Here is a 15,690-nt window from a genome sequence, read left to right as displayed (position 1 = left end):
TGGAATGATTGAGGTCGTCTGAAAACTGAACTGGCCCCCAAATCTTGGACACTCATAAAAGCCTATTCAGGCGCTCTGTGCAAGCTGGGTTCTGTATGCGACAGGACTCAGCTTTTTCAATTTCAAACTGCAACGCTCCCGGTTGTAGTAATCCATATAGTCATCTATCTGTTTCATCAATTCATCCACCGTCAATTCTCCTGCGTTATAGAAACACTCCGTCTTCAACACCGCAAAGAAGCTTTCCATCGGCGCATTGTCCCAGCAGTTCGCCTTACGCGACATGCTTTGAACCATGGAATGTTTTGCAATCAATTTCCTATATTCCGCCGTACGGTACAGCACACCTTGGTCGGAATGCAGCATTGTTCCCTTATCAGTCAGACGGGGTACGGCTTTTTCGAGCATTTCCTTCACCATTTCGCTGTCGGCTCTGCGGCTCATGGCGTAGGCGACGATCTCGCGGTTGAACAAGTCCAAGATTGGCGAGAGGTACAATTTGCCGTCTTTTCCTTTGAGTTCGGTAACGTCGGTCAGCCATTTTTCGTTGGGCTTTCGGGCTTTGAACCGGCGTTTGAGGAGGTTTTCCGATATTTCGCCCATAGCGGGATGGCGGTAGGCTTTTTTCGCCCGTATGAGGGCTTTCAGTTCCAACTGCTTCATCAACCGCGCCGCTTTTTTGCGGTTCCAACCCAATGCTGCGGCAATGCGCCTTTGTCCGTAGCGTCCTTTATGCCGCCGGTAGGTTTCGACAAGGAGGGCTTTGTCGGCTGCGTCGGGGTCGGGTCGGTCTTGGTGATGGTAGTAAAAGCTGCTTTTGGGCAGGTTTGCGATGTGCAGCAGGTATTTGAGCGGGTGTTGCGCCCTCAGTGTTTGGACGGTTTGGCTTTGTCCTTTGCGGTCTGCTTTTGGCTGAGGGCTTTTAACTCCTTTAGGTAGGCGACCTCTGCGCGCATATAGCACAACTCTTCAATAAGCTCCGCCTGTGTTTTTTCTTGGTCGGGTTTATCTGCGATGAAGGGGTTTTTGCGGTGTTGGGGCATGGTTTTGGATTGGGGATGTTCGAGTGCGCCGATGCCGCCTTCTTGATAGGCGCGTATCCATCGCCGCAGGTGGGTTCTGGAAATGCCGTAGTGGTCTGCGGTACGCTGTTGGCTGCGTATATGCAGATAGTGGAGTACGGCTTGGTATTTGAAGTGTAATGTATATTTGCTCATAAAAAAACTGCACCTTGTGAGTTGGAGGGGATGTCCAACTTTTGGGGTGCAGTTCAAACCGGAGTTTGGTTTTCAGACGACCTTTTTGTGGTGAAGGAATGGGATGGGGCAGACCCGATATAGTGGATTAACTTTAAACCAGTACGGCGTTGCCTCGCCTTGCCGTACTATCTGTACTGTCTGCGGCTTCGTCGCCTTGTCCTGATTTAAATTTAATTCACTATAAAGTTCGCTTTTAAGGTTCCTTGGATTCGGATTTCAAGTGCAACACTAGGGTACCAGTGGTTGGAACAGATTTAAGAATAAAACACTTGGCGTTTCGTAGCCAAGTGTTTTTCTCGGCCGGTGGTTCAACTCATCTTGAACCCTGCGTATCTCCCGATTATTGATATTTCGGAAATTGGTCTGTTTGGGGAAATATTGCCGGATGAGTCCGTTGGTGTTCTCATTCAGCCCTTTCTCCCAAGAATGGTAAGGGCGGCAAAAATAGGTTTTCGCCTTCAATGCTTTGGCTATTTTGGTGTGTTGGTAGAACTCTTTGCCGTTATCCATGGTGATGGTGTGGACTCTGGCTTTATATGCCTTTAATACCCTAATGGCCGCCCGGGCAGTGTCTTCGGCTTTTAAGTTCTTCAATTTGCAGATGATGGTGTAGCGGGTAACGCGTTCGACCAAGGTCAATAACGCGCTTTTCTGATTTTTGCCGACGATGGTGTCGGCCTCCCAATCGCCGATGCGGGTTTTCTGGTCGACAATGGCGGGGCGGTTTTCTATGCCGACGCGGTCGGGCACTTTGCCTCTGGTCCATGTGCTGCCGTAGCGTTTGCGGTAGGGTTTGCTGCATATTCTGAGATGTTGCCACAAAGTGCCGCCGTTGCTTTTGTCTTGGCGAAGGTAGCGGTAAACGGTGCTGTGATGGAGTGTGATCCCGTGGTGTTTATGCAGGTAGGCACATACCTGTTCGGGACTGAGTTTGCGGCGGATAAGGGTGTCGATGTGTTGAATGAGCTGCGAATCGAGCTTATAGGGTTTTCGCCGGTGCTTTTTGGTCAGCCGGCTTTGCTTCTGTGCTTTTTCGGCGCTGTATTGCTGTCCTTGGATGCAGTGCCGCTTGATTTCTCGGCTGATGGTGCTTTTGTGGCGGTTGAGCTGTTTGGCGATTTCGGCGACGGTGCAGTAGCGGGACAGGTATTGGATATGGTATCGTTCGTCTTGGGTCAGTTGTGGGCGGATTCGCATTTGAAGTGCAACTTTCCATAACAGAAAAAGGCTAGTATGCGGTAGCATACGGCCTTTCCTGCAAGAAAGATTGCCATGAGCTACACACAACTGACCCAAGACGAACGATACCATATCCAATACCTGTCCCGCCACTGCACCATCGCCGAAATCGCCAAACAGCTCAACCGCCACAAAAGCACCATCAGCCGAGAAATCAAGCGGCACTGCATCCAAGGACAGCAATACAGCGCCGAAAAAGCACAGAAGCAAAGCCGGCTGACCAAAAAGCACCGGCGAAAACCCTATAAGCTCGATTCGCAGCTGGTTCAACACATCGACACCCTTATCTGCCGCAAACTCAGTCCCGAACAAGTATGCGCCTACCTGCATAAACACCACGGGATCACACTCCATCACAGCACCGTTTACCGCTACCTCCGCCAAGACAAAAGCAACGGCGGCACATGGACCAGAGGCAAAGTGCCCGACCGCGTCGGCATAGAAAACCGACCTGCTATCGTCGACCGGAAAACCCGCATCGGCGATTGGGAGGCCGACACCATCGTCGGCAAAAATCAGAAAAGCGCGTTATTGACCTTGGTCGAACGCACTACCCGCTACACCATTATCTGCAAATTGGATAACTTAAAGGCCGAAGACACTGCCCGGGCGGCCATTAGGGTATTAAAGGCATATAAAGCCAGAGTCCACACCATCACCATGGATAACGGCAAAGAGTTCTACCAACACACCAAAATAGCCAAAGCATTAAAGGCGGAAACCTATTTTTGCCGCCCTTACCATTCGTGGGAGAAAGGGCTGAATGAAAACACCAACGGACTCATCCGGCAATATTTCCCCAAACAAACCGATTTCCGAAACATCAGCGATCGGGAGATACGCAGGGTTCAAGATGAGTTGAACCACCGGCCGAGAAAAACACTTGGCTACGAAACGCCAAGTGTTTTATTCTTAAATCTGTTCCAACCACTGGTACCCTAGTGTTGCACTTGAAATCCGAATCCAAGGACCTTTCTGCTTCCTAGCTATCCATACTCAGCCGCAACCGCCGCATTTGCCGCAGCCGCTGCTGCAATCGCGTTTTTTCGGTTTGAATACGAATTTTCGCAAGAGGAAGAATACGCAGGCGAGCATAATCAAGCCGACGATAATATATTGAGTCATCACAGTATCCTTGAAGTAATTTGGTAAACCACAAATGCGGCAAAGTAAGCCATCAGGAACAGATAGCCGGTAATCATCACCATATTTTTTGTGGATTTGGTTTCGCGTTTAATCACAGCCAATGTCGCGGCGCACATGGGGGCATACACATACCATGCCAGGAAGGCGAAGGCGGTCGGCAGGCCCCAGTTGTTGTGTATGATCGGAATCAGCGCGTTTTGTACGGCGTCTTCAGACGACGCGCTGACGGCATAGACCGTACCCAGTGCGGCAACAACGACTTCACGCGCGGCAATGCCTGGAATCATGGCGATACACATTTCCCAAGTGAAGCCCAGCGGGGCGAACAATGGTTGGATAGCGTGGCCGAGCATACCCGCCAAGCTGTAGTCGATTGCCGCGCCTGTTGCACCTGCGGGCGGTTGCGGCCAGCTTACCAAGCCCCACAAAACTACGGCAAGGGCGAAGATAATCGTACCGGCGCGTTTGAGGAAGGCTTTTACCCTGTCCCACAGGCTGGTCATGATGTGTTTGAAGTTGGGCGTGCGGAAAGTCGGCAGCTCCATCAAGAGCGGGAATTGCTGCACGTTGCCTTTCATACGCGCCAAGCGTTTCATGATATACGCTGCCAAGGCGGCAGACAGGATGCCTGCGAGATAGAGGATGAACAGCGTCAGTCCTTGCAGGTTGAAAATCCCGCCTACGGTGCGATTAGGAATGACGGCGGCGATAATCAGCGCGTAAACGGGCAGCCGCGCGGAGCAGGTCAGCAGCGGGGCGACGGCGATGGTAACGAGGCGTTCGCGCGGGTCATTAATCGTACGCGCCGACATAACGGCGGGAACGGCACAGGCGAAACTCGACAGGAGCGGGATGAATGAGCGTCCGGACAGGCCGCTTTTCGCCATCACGTTATCCAGCAGGAAAGCCGCACGCGGCAGGTAGCCTGAGTCTTCCAAAAGCAGGATGAAGGCGAACAAAATCGTAATCTGCGGCACGAACACCAACACGCTGCCCATACCGGCAATGACGCCGTTGACGAGCAAGTCGCTGAGGATGCCCGGCTCCATGTTGGCGCCTATCCATTCGCCCAGCGCGGTAAAGCCGCCTTCGATGGCGTCCATAATCGGCGCCGCCCATGTGTAAACCGCTTGGAACACCATAAACAGGATGACCAGCAGCATAATTATGCCCCAGACGGGGTGCAGCACGATGTCGTCGAGTTTTTTGTGCCATGCGGGCAGCGTCATCTGGGTGCGTACCACTTGTGCCAAAATCGATTCGACTTCTTGATAAAGTTTGTCGCTCTCCAGCGCCTCGAGCGTGCGTTCGGCAGAAGCGGGGTTGGCGGGGAAAGAGCGTTTGCGCGGCAGCTTCGCCACGGCTTCGCGTACCGCCTGTACGCCCGACGCGCTCACTGCGACTGTTTCCAAAACAGGTGCATCCAACAACTCGCTCAGTTTGGCGGCATCAATATTCAAACCCCTTCTGCGGGCAACGTCGCTCATGTTCAGCGACACCACCATAGGCAGTCCCAGCGTTTTCAGTTCCAAAATCATGCGCAGGGTCATACGCAGGTTGGTCGCGTCGGCAACGGCGATGATGGCGTCGGGCGGAATGCCCAGCTTGCCTACGGCGACATCTTTCGCCACCGCTTCGTCGGGGCTGGTCGTGCGTAAGCTGTATGTGCCCGGCAGGTCGATAATGCGGACGGCCGCATCGTCGAGGAAGGCACCCTCGCGCTTATCGACCGTTACGCCCGGATAATTGGCAACCTTGGCATGTGCGCCGGTCAAACCGTTGAATAAAACGGTTTTGCCGCAGTTTGGCGCGCCAATCAAGGCAAAATAGCTTAGTTCCATGAATTGAACTCTCCTTTTTTGATTGTTTGATAAGTTTGGAGTGGGATTTGGGGGAAAGGTTTTGAAATTGTGTTTTCAGACGACCTAGGTCGTCTGAAAAGGATGGGGCGGTCAGATTAAATCCGCCTATGCCGCATTTTCAAAATAGAAGCCTGCCTGCGTGTACGGCGGTCAGCCGTCAATCACATGGCACATAATTTTTCCCGCCTCTTCCTGCCGTAACGAGAATTGCGACTGGTTGCCCAAACGTACGGCAAACGGGCCGCGTCCGAATCCGCCGACGGCAATCACTTGCAACGGCATTCCACTTGAAAAGCCCAAGTCGGCAAGGCGGCGTGTAACCAGCGGGTCGAGTTCGCCGAAAGTCGAATTGGGGACGATGGAGTCGATGTGCGCGACTGCGCCTTTACTGAGTTTTGACAAAGGTATGGCAGACATAGGGTGTTTTACTTTCGTTGTCGATTGAAAAAAGAGACGGCAAGTAAAGACGAATTTGACACAGGGTAGGCCGAGGCATGTTCCAACGCCCGTTCCCGCAAAAGAAGTAGTTTTGATTGTTTATCACTTTGTTTTATTTTGATAATAAATCTTGTTAACATAAAAATCAAATACAAAGCCACCAAGTTCCTGATTTTCAGACGACCTCTTGCGGCAAATCAAAAAAAGCGAATGATTTGACGGGAAAGTCGGGCAGGGCTATTGATAAGGTTTGCATTTGGATGTTTGATAGGCGTAAAGAGAAAAGGAGCGAATGATGAAAATCTACACCGCCGCAGAAATGCGCGAACACGAGCAAATGGCAGTCGATAAAGGCACGATTTTCGAGCAACTGATGGAAAACGCGGGACAAGCCGCCGCGGCAGATTTGCTGCGCCGTTTCCCCAAAGCAGGGAGCGCGTTAATCGTTTGCGGCAAGGGCAACAACGGCGGCGACGGTTTGGTCATCGCGCGCGTGTTGTCCGAACAGGATTGGCAGGTAGATGTCGTTTTCGTCTTGGGAGACAAACTGTCGCCGCTGGCGCAGTTGAACCGCGAGCGTTTGAATCATTCGGACGGCGTCAGCTTTATCCGCCCCGATGAACTGGAAGGCCGGCTGAAAACAGGTTACGACCTCGTTATCGAAGGCATTTTCGGAACAGGTTTCAGCGGAGCATTGCCCGAAACAGCCGCCGCCGTCTGCCGCCTGCTGAATCAAGCCGACGGCTTCAAAATCGCGTTAGACATCCCGACCGGGCTGAACTGCGACACCGGCGAAGCAGACAAAGACACCTTCCGCGCCGACCTAACTTACGCCTTCGCCGCCTACAAGCCCGCGCATATGATCGACGCAGGCAAAGCATATTGCGGCGAAACCGTGTGTTTGGATATTGGGATAGAGTAGCCCTCTTCTGGGTTTAGATAAAAACGTCGTCTGAAAATATGGCTTTAGCAAAGTCTGCTCTGCCTGTTTTCAGACGACGTTGTTTTTGAGATTGGATATAGAATAAAGTCCTGCAATATGGAAGAAGCCGATACGATCAGAAAGTATATCGTGCAGAAAAACTTCCGAGCGCTTTAAATTCCCAATCGATATGAAATCATCGGGCATTGGCCGAAGTTTGGGGTTTATAACCAAAATCGCTAAACCCGAAAGCAAACATTATTTCCGTCGTCTGAAACGTCGGTATAAAGTGTGCCTGTCAAATATTTGGAGAACAAAATGACTGTCCGCACAACCGCCCTTTTCGCCGCCGCCGTTTTAGCGGCATGCTCGCCGCAATCTGAACAAAACACCGCTTCACCGTCTTCTCCTGCGGCAGACGGCAAAGGTGTCAAACTGTTGAATGTTTCTTATGATGTGGCACGAGATTTTTATAAGGAATACAACCCTTTGTTTGTCAAAGAATATCAAAGCAAACACAAGGGCGCAGACATAGACATTCAACAGTCGCACGGCGGTTCCAGCAAGCAGGCATTGTCTGTTGCCAACGGCCTGGCGGCGGATGTCGTTACCATGAACCAGACTTCCGACATCGATTTGTTGGCTCAAAAAGGGCTGATTAAACCCGATTGGGCAAAACGTCTGCCGGATAATGCCGTTCCCTATACCAGCGTAACCGTTTTCCTTGTCCGCAAAGGCAATCCCAAACAAATCAAAGACTGGAACGACTTAGCGAAAGACGGTGTCAAAATCGTACTCGCCAACCCGAAAACTTCCGGCAATGGCCGCTATGCTTTCCTTGGCGCATATGCTTACGGATTGAAAGCAAACAACGGCGATGAGGCCAAAGCGCAGGAATTTGCCGCTTCCGTCCTGAAAAATACGCCTGTGTTTGAAAACGGCGGACGTGCCGCCACGACAACATTCAGTCAGCGCAATATCGGCGACGTTTTGGTTACCTTTGAAAACGAGGCGAATCACGTCAGTAAAAAACTGACCCAAGATCAGTTTGAAATCGTTTATCCGAGCTATACCATTCTGTCTGAAACCCCTGTTGCCGTCGTGGACAGCGTTGCCGACAAGAAAGGTACGCAGGAAGCCGCTAAGGAATATTTGGAATATCTATGGAGCAAACCCGCGCAGGAGCTTGCCGCCAAACTTTACCTGCGTCCGCGCAATGCCGAAGTCTTCGCCGCGCACAAAGCAGATTTCCCCGAAATCGAAACCTTCAGCCCCAACGAAAAATTCGGTACATGGGATGAAATCATGAAAAAATTCTTCGCTGACGGAGGTCTGGTCGATAAACTGTCGCCCAAAAGATAAGTTTGTAATTTGATAAGAAAAACGTCGTCTGAAAACCGGCTTGAGCAAAACCTGCCATGTCGGTTTTCAGACGACGTTGTGTTGAGATGTGATACGGTCGGGGGCGGTTACGCTTTTATCGGTATATGTTTCAACCGAAAATCTTATTTCTATGATTTAGAGGTGCGGTCATGCTTTCTTTTGTGTTGCCAACCAGCATACGGCCGATCCGATGCATACCATCGCCGCACCTTGCCAAAATTCCGTAGGAAGCGGTGCGTCGAGCAGGAAGGATGAAATCAGGGCGGAGAAAACGGGGATAAAATAAGATGCTCCTGCCAAAACGGTCATGTTGCCGCGCGAGATGCCGATGTTCCACACTGCATAGCCCAAACCCATACAGGATGCGGCAGCAAGCGCATATAAGACTGATTCGGTATCGAAATTGAGGCTGCCGTAGCTGCCTGCAAAATATTTTGCCCACAGAACGCAGGAAACGAGGAAAAAGAAAAAGCCGACGGCATTACCCTGCGCCTTAACCCGCGCGGTCAGTGTGCAATATGCCGCCCAAAACAGCGCGTCCAAGAGCGCCATGATATAGCCTGCGGGATTGGCGAGGACATTGCGGTAAATATGGGCTGGGGACAATCCGCCTTCCCCGCCCAAGACAATGGCAATGCCGATGAAGGATAGTGCAAAGCCTATGGCGATCCACCATTTTGCCGGCTGTTTGTTAAACCAGACAGCGCCGATGATGGTAAAAGTCGGCCATAAATAATTGACCATGCCGATTTCGACGGTTTGTCTGGCGTTGTCCGCATATCCGATGGAAAGGGACAGGCACAATTCGCAGCCGACAAAAAAGATACCTGCCCAAAAAAGGTAATTCCGGCTGAAGCGGCGCAAATCGGGTTTGCCGAAAATCAGCAGCAGCAATATCGTGGCAAGGCTGTACATGACTGCTGCGCCGCCTACCGCCCCCATGTGCAGGCTCAAGGTACGGATTAACCCGATAACGGAACTCCAAAAACAGACGGCGAAAAGGCCGATGAAGGTGGCCTGTTTCGGGGAGATGGGATAGGCGGTAAGACGGAACATGATGCGGTGTATTGGAAGTGCGGATGAAATGGCGAGAGACGGTAATGTTTTTGTTTGAATCTGCCTGTCTGCGTGTTCAAAAAGGCCGTCTGAAAACATCGCTTCATTGAATGACGCTTTCAGACGACCTTTGTATCGTTTTGCGGGAATCTAGGAAAAACTTGCTCTTTTTAGAGAGCGATTCCACAGAAAAACGAAGGTTTTTTCAAGGGCGAATTATAATGGAATAGATGGGAGGCAAACAAGGTGGCATAATGCTTGAATCTTATTTTCATCTCTACAAAAAAGGTCGTCTGAAAATCTGTTTCAACGAAATGAAACGTTGATACCCGTTTTCAGGCGACCTTGTGTTTTTGTGGAAGGATTAATAATCGACCTTAATCTTGGGCGTTTCCTGCGCCGCTTCGTATTCTTCTTCCAACTCAAACCGCAGCGGATACAAATCCAGCTTTTCCATCAGCAGGCGGTCGCCGTCTTCGTCGGGGTTTTCGGTGGTTAAGAGCTTGTCGCCGTAGAAAATCGAGTTCGCACCCGCCATGAAACACATTGCCTGCATGGATTCGGGCATACTCGAGCGTCCGGCGGAAAGGCGGACATAGCTGTGCGGCATGGTAATCCGCGCCACGGCGATGGTACGGACGAACTCCGTCCAATCCAAATCTTCGGCATCGGCCAGCGGCGTGCCTTCCACTTTAACCAACTGGTTAATCGGTACGCTTTCGGGCTGCGGGTCGAGGTTGGCGAGGCTGGCAATCAGTCCGGCACGCTCGGCGCGGGTCTCGTTCATGCCGACGATGCCGCCGCAGCAGACTTTCAAACCGGCGTTGCGAACTTTGCCCAAGGTGTCCATGCGGTCTTCGTGTTTGCGGGTATGGATGATGTCGTTGTAGCGGTCGGGGTCGGTATCGAGGTTGTGGTTGTAGTAATCCAAACCTGCTTTTTTGAAGTCTTCCGCCATACCGTCTTCGAGCATACCAAAGGTGCCGCAGGTTTCCATGCCCAAACCCTTCACGGCTTTGATGATTGCGGAAACCGTCTCCACGTCTTTCGGTTTGGGGCCGCGCCATGCCGCGCCCATGCAGAAACGGCTTGCGCCGCGCGATTTGGCGATTTTGGCTTTTTCGACGATTTCGTCCACATCCATCATCTGCTCTTTGCCCAGATTGGTGTTGTGGTGCGCCGATTGCGGGCAGTAGGCGCAGTCTTCGGGGCAGCCGCCGGTTTTGATGGACAACAGGGTGGAAAGCTGGATTTCGCGCGGGTTGAAATTTTGGCGGTGGATTTCGGCGGCTTGGTAAACGAGGTCGAGGAAGGGAAGTCCGAACAGGGCTTCGACATCGCATTTTTTCCAATAGCGCGCGGTCGGATGCGGCTTGCGCTCGGTCTTACGGCGCAAGGCGACGGGAGAGATGGTCATAGTGTGTTCTTTCGTATTTACAGCGGCGCAATGACGCTGACTGCCTGACTGCCGGCGCAATGACGGCAGCGGCACGGTTGGAGTGAAACGTCGTCTGAAAACAGACGAGGAGGGAAGTGTAACGCGTTTGAAAAACGGGGGCAAAAAAATTCTAGTCGGCGGTCAGCAAAGGCTTGACAAATTCTGCTTATTTTTTGGGAATTTTATCTGCCTGTTTTTTAATCAATTATATTTTCTTCTTTTATATCAATTATTAATTTGATATATCCACAGCGGAATTCACATAAAGCATGGATAATCGGAAGCAAGGTAAGGAGGTATTTTTTTATCTGGTCATTCCAATTTTCAGAATATTGGGAAAAGGTCGTCTGAAACATACACGGTAATTTCAGACGACCTTTTTACATTTAATTTTTACACCTGTCAGGCTTGATGAAGTTTGCGGATATAGTCCACTTCTTCTTTGCTGCCCATGAAGACGGCGACGCGTTGGTGCAATCCGACCGGCTTGACATCCAGCATGTCGATTTGTCCGTCGAAAGCCGCTCCGCCTGCCTGTTCCAAAATCAGGCTCATCGGGTTGGCTTCGTACATCAGACGCAGTTTGCCCGGTTTGGAGAGGTCGCGTTTGTCTTGAGGATACATGAACACGCCGCCGCGCATCAGGATGCGGTGGATTTCGGCAACCATGCTGGCAACCCAGCGCATATTGTAGTTTTTACCGCGACTGTCGGTTTCACCTGCCAGCAATTCGTCGATATAACGTTGGACGGGCGGCAGCCAATGGCGGCGGTTGGACATATTGATGGCAAATTCTTTGGTGGTTTCGGGAACGCGCGGATTTTCTTTGGTCATCACAAAATTGCCGTCCTCATCCAAAGTAAAGACGGAAACGCCGTGTCCGACGGTCAAGACCAGTTGGGTTTGCGGGCCGTATAAAACATAACCTGCGGCAACTTGGTCTCGGCCTTTCTGCAAAAATGACGCCGTTTCCAAATCGCCTTCGGGTTTCTCCAAAATGGAAAAAATTGTGCCGACGGAGATGTTGACATCAATGTTGGACGAGCCGTCCAGCGGGTCGAACAAAACCAAATAGCGTCCGTCAGGATGGGCGGCGACAAAAGTGTCTTCCTCTTCGCTTGCCAAACCGGCAACAGACGGATTGTCTTTTAAGATACGGATGAGAATATCGTTGGCGATAACGTCGAGTTTTTTTTGGTCTTCACCTTGGATGTTGCCCGTACCTGCCATGCCCAAAACGCCTGAAAGCGCGCCCAGGCGGACTTTTCCGCTGATTTCGCTGCAGGCGGAGATGACGGATTCCAATACGCTGCCTAATTGTTCGGGCAGGGCGTTTTGCTGTAAATGTTCCGGAAGGAATTGCGCGAATGTGGTCATGTCAAACTCGATTTCTTGAATGATTTTGAAAAACGTCCGAAGAAGGTTCAGACGAGGTTTGAAGAAGGGGGGCTTATTTGCTGTCCGAAGCGGCGCGCTTGCCGTCCAAACCGACAGTTTCTTTCAAACAGTCCGTGGTGCTCTGTTTGATTTGTTCTTTAACGTTTTCACTGATATTGCCCGACAGGATGGCAGACATATCTTCCACCGAAATGCGGTCTGCCATCTTTTCGGCAGTGCAGGTGCAGACTTGAAGTACGGTTTCTTCCGAAAGCAGGCTTGTTTTCGGTACTTTGGCGACGCATTGCTCTGTTGCGCCTTCGACAAAACCTTTGCGGAATTCGCTTTTGAATTTGTCGGTAACACTGTCGGAAGACCCGTCTGAACAGGCGGTCGCAGCAAGGGCGAGGAATAAGGATAATACGTTGGTTTTTTTCATCATCGGACAGGAAGGATAAGTTTGGTTCATTGTAATTTAAAACTGCTGCGCCTGCCAGCCGGAGGCGGCAAGGCTTCAGACGACGTAGGTTAGCGCAACTTAAGGTATAATGACGCCCCGCCCGCATCGGTGGCTTCCGTTTGCAGGCAGAAGGATAACAAGAAAGAGTATCAGGAATATGTTGAAAAAATGGCTGAACAAAGTTTTGTCCGGCAGACAGAGCAGGCAAACCGAGGTTCGCAAAGAAATCATCCCCGCTGAAGAATACCGTATCAGCGCGGATATGATCAGTTTTGCAGCGGAAAAAACCGTCAAACGTTTGCAAGAGGAAGGATTCAAAGCCTATATCGTAGGTGGGGCGGTCAGGGATATGCTGTTGGGTGTAGAGCCTAAAGACTTCGATGTCGCCACCGATGCTACGCCGGAGCAGGTGAGAAAAATTTTTCGCCGCAGCCGCATCATCGGCAGACGTTTTCAAATCGTCCATGTCATGACAGGTCCGGAAACCATAGAAGTAACGACATTCCGCGGCGGCGGCAAGGTGCAGCAAAACGCGCACGGCAGGATTATGAAAGACAACACTTATGGCAGCATAGAAGAAGATGCGATGCGCCGAGACTTTACCTGCAATGCGTTGTATTACGATCCGATACGCGAAGAAATTTTGGATTTCCATAACGGCGTCAACGATATAGCCGCCAGAAGCCTGGTTATGATAGGCGATGCTGCGGAGCGGTATCGTGAAGATCCTGTCCGTATCCTGCGCGCCGTACGCTTGTCGGGCAAACTTGGCTTTTCGGTGGAAGAATCCACTGCCGCTCCGATTCCGGAGTATGCTGGTCATCTGAAACACGAACCTGTCGCCCGCCTGTTTGACGAAATCATGAAGCTGCTGTTTTCCGGCCATGCGCGGGAATGTTTGAAAAAACTTAACAGCTTGGGTGTTTCAGACGACATCCATCCGCTTTTGACTGCGTTAAAATCGGCGGAAAAGCCTGAAAACCGCATTATTTCGCTTGCACTGAAAAACACTGACGAGCGGCTGCGTCAGGACAAATCGGTTTCAGTCGGCTTCGTCTTGGCTGCCGTATTGTGGCCGGATGTCAACCGACGCTGGCAACGGAATCTGGCACAGGGGCAAAAGCCTGCGCCTGCTCTGACAGACGCTATCGAATCCCTGCGGAGCGATGTTGAAAAAGGTTGGGGCGTGCCGCAGCGTTTTGCCGCGACCATGCGGGAAATTTGGCAGTTCCAACCCCAATTCGAACAGATGCGCGGCGCCCGTCCGCACCGCCTGCTCGCGCAGCAGCGTTTCCGGGCTGCTTACGACTTTCTGGTGTTGCGCGGCGAAGTGGGCGAGATTGACCGCCAAACGGTCGAATGGTGGAACAGTTTCCAGCATGCCGATGAGGGTTTGCGCAACGAAATGACGACAAACCATGCTCGTGCGCAGGGCAATGAAGGTGTGAAAAAGAAACGCCGCCGCCGTCCGCGCAAAAAGAAAACGGAACAAGGGCAATAGAGATAATAGTCGAAAAGTCGTCTGAAAACGGGTATGACAGGTTTTCAGACGACTTTTTTCATGGGGTTAGAACGGTTGTTTCAAATCTGCCAATATTTTAAGAAATTCAACTGGAAAGGTCGTCTGAAAAACTGTATTTCAGACGACCTTTCCTATATTTTAATTTAATTATCAAACCATTCAGTCTTTCGCCGTGTTCATCAGCCGCAGGGCTTTGAGGCGGCCGATTTCTTTTTGGTATTCCACCAAGCCGATAAATATTCCGCTCTTGTCGTAAACGCGGATGGGCTGATTGGCGGAGATGTCCTCGGTAAACTGCGGGCGTTGGCCGCATTTGAGCATGGTTACGGCACGGTCGTTCAGTTCGATTTTGGGAAAGTGCCGCACTAAAACGTCGCAGGGCAGGAGCAGGGCGTCGCGTTCGGTTTCGTTTAATTCTGCCAAGGCTTCGAGCGTGTGGCTTTCGCGGATGGAGAAACCGGCGGTTTCGGTGCGGCGCAGGGCGGTCAGGTGGGCGAACGTGCCGATGTGTTTGGCTATGTCTTCGCTGAGGGTGCGGATGTAGGTGCCTTTGCTGCAACGTACGTCGATGACGGCTTTGGGCGCGTCAAACTCGGTAATATCAATGGCGTAAATGGTGATGTCGCGCGGTTTGCGTTCGATAACGATGCCTTTGCGGGCGTATTCGTACAGCGGTTTGCCTTCGTATTTGAGGGCAGAAAACATCGGCGGCACTTGGCGGATGTTGCCTGTCAGGGCTTGGCATGCCGTCTGAAATTCGGCTAAGGAAATATCAGCGCGGGCGGTGGCGATGATTTCGCCTTCGGCGTCCCCCGTGCTGCTGGCTTCGCCAAGTTTCAGCGTGGCGGTGTAGGCTTTGTCGGCATCCAGCAAGTATTGGGCGAACTTGGTCGCTTCGCCGAAGCAGACGGGCAAAAGTCCGGTCGCCAAAGGATCGAGTACGCCGGTATGCCCCGCTTTCTCGGCGTTGTAGAGACGGCGGGCTTTTTGCAGGGCGGTATTGCTGGAAAGTCCTTCGGGCTTGTCGAGCAGGAGGACGCCGTTGACGGGGCGTTTGGCGGGTTTGGCGGTCATGATGGTGGGGAAGGGTAAGTGGCAGTTGTGTGGGTGGGAAAGATTGCAAAAGGTCGTCTGAAAACAGATTCGCGGTTTTGCTGCGGCGTTTTCAGACGACCTTTACCTTTAATCTTCCACCGGCTTTTCCGCCGCTACTTGGTCGATGAGGCTGGAAATGCTCATGCCGCGTTCGAGCGATTCGTCGTATTTGAAGTGCAGTTCGGGCGTTTTGAAGAGTTTGATGCGTTTCGCCAATTCGCTGCGCAAGTGGCCTTTGGCGTGTTCCAAGGCTTCTTCGGTGATGTCACGGGTGCTGTCGTCGAGGACGGTGTAGAACACGGTGGCGTGGCTGTAATCGCGGGTGACTTCGACTTCGTTGATGGTGATGAAGCCTGCGCGCGGGTCTTTCAGGCCGGTGCGGACCAGCTCGGCCAGTTCGCGCATGATTTGTTCTTTGACACGGTCTTGGCGGGCATAGCCGCGTTGCGGTTTTCTCATGGTTTTCCTTAAACGGCGGCGGCCGTTTCAACTT

At 51.7% G+C, this 15,690-nt stretch carries 16 protein-coding genes and 1 pseudogene; 4 read left to right on the top strand and 13 right to left on the bottom strand.

What is annotated here, in order from left to right; all coding sequences use genetic code 11:
- Positions 1-66: 66 nt before the first annotated feature.
- From MON37_RS06275 to MON37_RS06260, 4 genes and pseudogenes are all read right to left on the bottom strand, one after another.
- Positions 67-963, bottom strand: a complete 897-nt coding sequence (locus MON37_RS06275; RefSeq protein WP_242883548.1) for an IS3 family transposase — start codon at positions 961-963, stop codon at positions 67-69.
- A complete protein-coding gene (locus tag MON37_RS06270; protein ID WP_003756620.1) occupies positions 867-1,217 on the bottom strand; it encodes a helix-turn-helix domain-containing protein in 351 nt (116 codons plus the stop codon). Before MON37_RS06270 ends, MON37_RS06275 begins: the two co-directional genes overlap by 97 nt.
- Positions 1,218-1,328: 111 nt before the next feature.
- A pseudogene (locus MON37_RS06265) lies at positions 1,329-1,442 on the bottom strand (IS5/IS1182 family transposase); the annotation flags it as partial.
- Between the two features lie 45 nt (positions 1,443-1,487).
- Complete coding sequence (locus MON37_RS06260; protein WP_242883546.1) at positions 1,488-2,456, bottom strand: IS30 family transposase; 969 nt, start codon at positions 2,454-2,456, stop codon at positions 1,488-1,490.
- A 75-nt stretch (positions 2,457-2,531) separates the two neighbouring features.
- Between MON37_RS06260 and MON37_RS06255 the strand changes: the two genes are divergently transcribed.
- Positions 2,532-3,440 (top strand): IS30 family transposase, encoded by a 909-nt coding sequence (locus MON37_RS06255; RefSeq protein ID WP_242883544.1) that lies wholly within the window; start codon positions 2,532-2,534, stop codon positions 3,438-3,440.
- Positions 3,441-3,494: 54 nt separating this feature from the next.
- On the opposite strand, the gene MON37_RS06250 is transcribed toward MON37_RS06255, so the two are convergent.
- The 3 genes from MON37_RS06250 to MON37_RS06240 form a co-directional block, all read right to left on the bottom strand.
- Positions 3,495-3,623, bottom strand: coding sequence for a FeoB-associated Cys-rich membrane protein (locus tag MON37_RS06250; protein ID WP_003683546.1), 129 nt, complete (start codon positions 3,621-3,623; stop codon positions 3,495-3,497).
- Positions 3,623-5,485 (bottom strand): ferrous iron transporter B, encoded by a 1,863-nt coding sequence (gene feoB, locus MON37_RS06245; RefSeq protein WP_039406933.1) that lies wholly within the window; start codon positions 5,483-5,485, stop codon positions 3,623-3,625. The genes MON37_RS06250 and feoB overlap by 1 nt, the downstream gene beginning before the upstream one ends.
- Before the next feature lie 171 nt (positions 5,486-5,656).
- On the bottom strand, positions 5,657-5,923 hold the full coding sequence (locus MON37_RS06240; RefSeq protein ID WP_003742387.1) for a FeoA family protein: 267 nt from the start codon (positions 5,921-5,923) through the stop codon (positions 5,657-5,659).
- Between the two features lie 316 nt (positions 5,924-6,239).
- Between MON37_RS06240 and MON37_RS06235 the strand changes: the two genes are divergently transcribed.
- Positions 6,240-6,866 carry an NAD(P)H-hydrate epimerase gene (locus tag MON37_RS06235; protein ID WP_082013615.1) on the top strand — a complete coding sequence of 209 codons (627 nt, stop codon included), beginning with the start codon at positions 6,240-6,242 and terminating at the stop codon, positions 6,864-6,866.
- A gap of 318 nt (positions 6,867-7,184) precedes the next feature.
- Positions 7,185-8,228, top strand: coding sequence for a sulfate ABC transporter substrate-binding protein (locus MON37_RS06230; protein ID WP_039406965.1), 1,044 nt, complete (start codon positions 7,185-7,187; stop codon positions 8,226-8,228).
- A gap of 168 nt (positions 8,229-8,396) precedes the next feature.
- Here MON37_RS06230 and yddG read toward each other — a convergent pair whose 3' ends face one another.
- The 4 genes from yddG to MON37_RS06210 form a co-directional block, all read right to left on the bottom strand.
- Positions 8,397-9,305: an aromatic amino acid DMT transporter YddG gene (yddG, locus tag MON37_RS06225; RefSeq protein ID WP_099048479.1), complete on the bottom strand. Its 909-nt coding sequence runs from the start codon at positions 9,303-9,305 to the stop codon at positions 8,397-8,399.
- A gap of 364 nt (positions 9,306-9,669) precedes the next feature.
- Entirely contained in the window at positions 9,670-10,722 is a 1,053-nt protein-coding gene (gene bioB, locus MON37_RS06220) for a biotin synthase BioB (protein WP_039406944.1), read from the bottom strand.
- A gap of 423 nt (positions 10,723-11,145) precedes the next feature.
- Entirely contained in the window at positions 11,146-12,120 is a 975-nt protein-coding gene (locus tag MON37_RS06215; protein ID WP_039406947.1) for a class 1 fructose-bisphosphatase, read from the bottom strand.
- Positions 12,121-12,193: 73 nt separating this feature from the next.
- Positions 12,194-12,589 (bottom strand): hypothetical protein, encoded by a 396-nt coding sequence (locus MON37_RS06210; RefSeq protein ID WP_039406950.1) that lies wholly within the window; start codon positions 12,587-12,589, stop codon positions 12,194-12,196.
- Positions 12,590-12,737: 148 nt separating this feature from the next.
- Between MON37_RS06210 and MON37_RS06205 the strand changes: the two genes are divergently transcribed.
- Positions 12,738-14,081 carry a polynucleotide adenylyltransferase PcnB gene (locus MON37_RS06205; protein ID WP_039406953.1) on the top strand — a complete coding sequence of 448 codons (1,344 nt, stop codon included), beginning with the start codon at positions 12,738-12,740 and terminating at the stop codon, positions 14,079-14,081.
- Positions 14,082-14,261: 180 nt separating this feature from the next.
- On the opposite strand, the gene truB is transcribed toward MON37_RS06205, so the two are convergent.
- Together truB and rbfA are read right to left on the bottom strand one after the other, a co-directional pair.
- A complete protein-coding gene (gene truB, locus MON37_RS06200) occupies positions 14,262-15,176 on the bottom strand; it encodes a tRNA pseudouridine(55) synthase TruB (protein WP_039406956.1) in 915 nt (304 codons plus the stop codon).
- 108 nt (positions 15,177-15,284) lie between these two features.
- Positions 15,285-15,656 carry a 30S ribosome-binding factor RbfA gene (gene rbfA / locus MON37_RS06195; RefSeq protein WP_003685554.1) on the bottom strand — a complete coding sequence of 124 codons (372 nt, stop codon included), beginning with the start codon at positions 15,654-15,656 and terminating at the stop codon, positions 15,285-15,287.
- Positions 15,657-15,690 lie beyond the last annotated feature (34 nt).

Source organism: Morococcus cerebrosus, from assembly GCF_022749515.1.
In the GTDB taxonomy this organism is placed as follows: domain Bacteria; phylum Pseudomonadota; class Gammaproteobacteria; order Burkholderiales; family Neisseriaceae; genus Neisseria; species Neisseria cerebrosa.
This window is presented reverse-complemented; position numbering and strand designations above follow the sequence as displayed.

Bases quoted from the DNA above. Each gene is read 5' to 3' on its own strand.
- MON37_RS06270 (WP_003756620.1), bottom strand. From the start codon at position 1,217: ATGAGCAAATATACATTACACTTCAAATACCAAGCCGTACTCCACTAT.
- MON37_RS06260 (WP_242883546.1), bottom strand. From the start codon at position 2,456: ATGCGAATCCGCCCACAACTGACCCAAGACGAACGATACCATATCCAA.
- MON37_RS06255 (WP_242883544.1), top strand. From the start codon at position 2,532: ATGAGCTACACACAACTGACCCAAGACGAACGATACCATATCCAATAC.
- MON37_RS06250 (WP_003683546.1), bottom strand. From the start codon at position 3,623: ATGACTCAATATATTATCGTCGGCTTGATTATGCTCGCCTGCGTATTC.
- feoB (WP_039406933.1), bottom strand. From the start codon at position 5,485: ATGGAACTAAGCTATTTTGCCTTGATTGGCGCGCCAAACTGCGGCAAA.
- MON37_RS06240 (WP_003742387.1), bottom strand. From the start codon at position 5,923: ATGTCTGCCATACCTTTGTCAAAACTCAGTAAAGGCGCAGTCGCGCAC.
- MON37_RS06235 (WP_082013615.1), top strand. From the start codon at position 6,240: ATGAAAATCTACACCGCCGCAGAAATGCGCGAACACGAGCAAATGGCA.
- MON37_RS06230 (WP_039406965.1), top strand. From the start codon at position 7,185: ATGACTGTCCGCACAACCGCCCTTTTCGCCGCCGCCGTTTTAGCGGCA.
- yddG (WP_099048479.1), bottom strand. From the start codon at position 9,305: ATGTTCCGTCTTACCGCCTATCCCATCTCCCCGAAACAGGCCACCTTC.
- bioB (WP_039406944.1), bottom strand. From the start codon at position 10,722: ATGACCATCTCTCCCGTCGCCTTGCGCCGTAAGACCGAGCGCAAGCCG.
- MON37_RS06215 (WP_039406947.1), bottom strand. From the start codon at position 12,120: ATGACCACATTCGCGCAATTCCTTCCGGAACATTTACAGCAAAACGCC.
- MON37_RS06210 (WP_039406950.1), bottom strand. From the start codon at position 12,589: ATGAACCAAACTTATCCTTCCTGTCCGATGATGAAAAAAACCAACGTA.
- MON37_RS06205 (WP_039406953.1), top strand. From the start codon at position 12,738: ATGTTGAAAAAATGGCTGAACAAAGTTTTGTCCGGCAGACAGAGCAGG.
- truB (WP_039406956.1), bottom strand. From the start codon at position 15,176: ATGACCGCCAAACCCGCCAAACGCCCCGTCAACGGCGTCCTCCTGCTC.
- rbfA (WP_003685554.1), bottom strand. From the start codon at position 15,656: ATGAGAAAACCGCAACGCGGCTATGCCCGCCAAGACCGTGTCAAAGAA.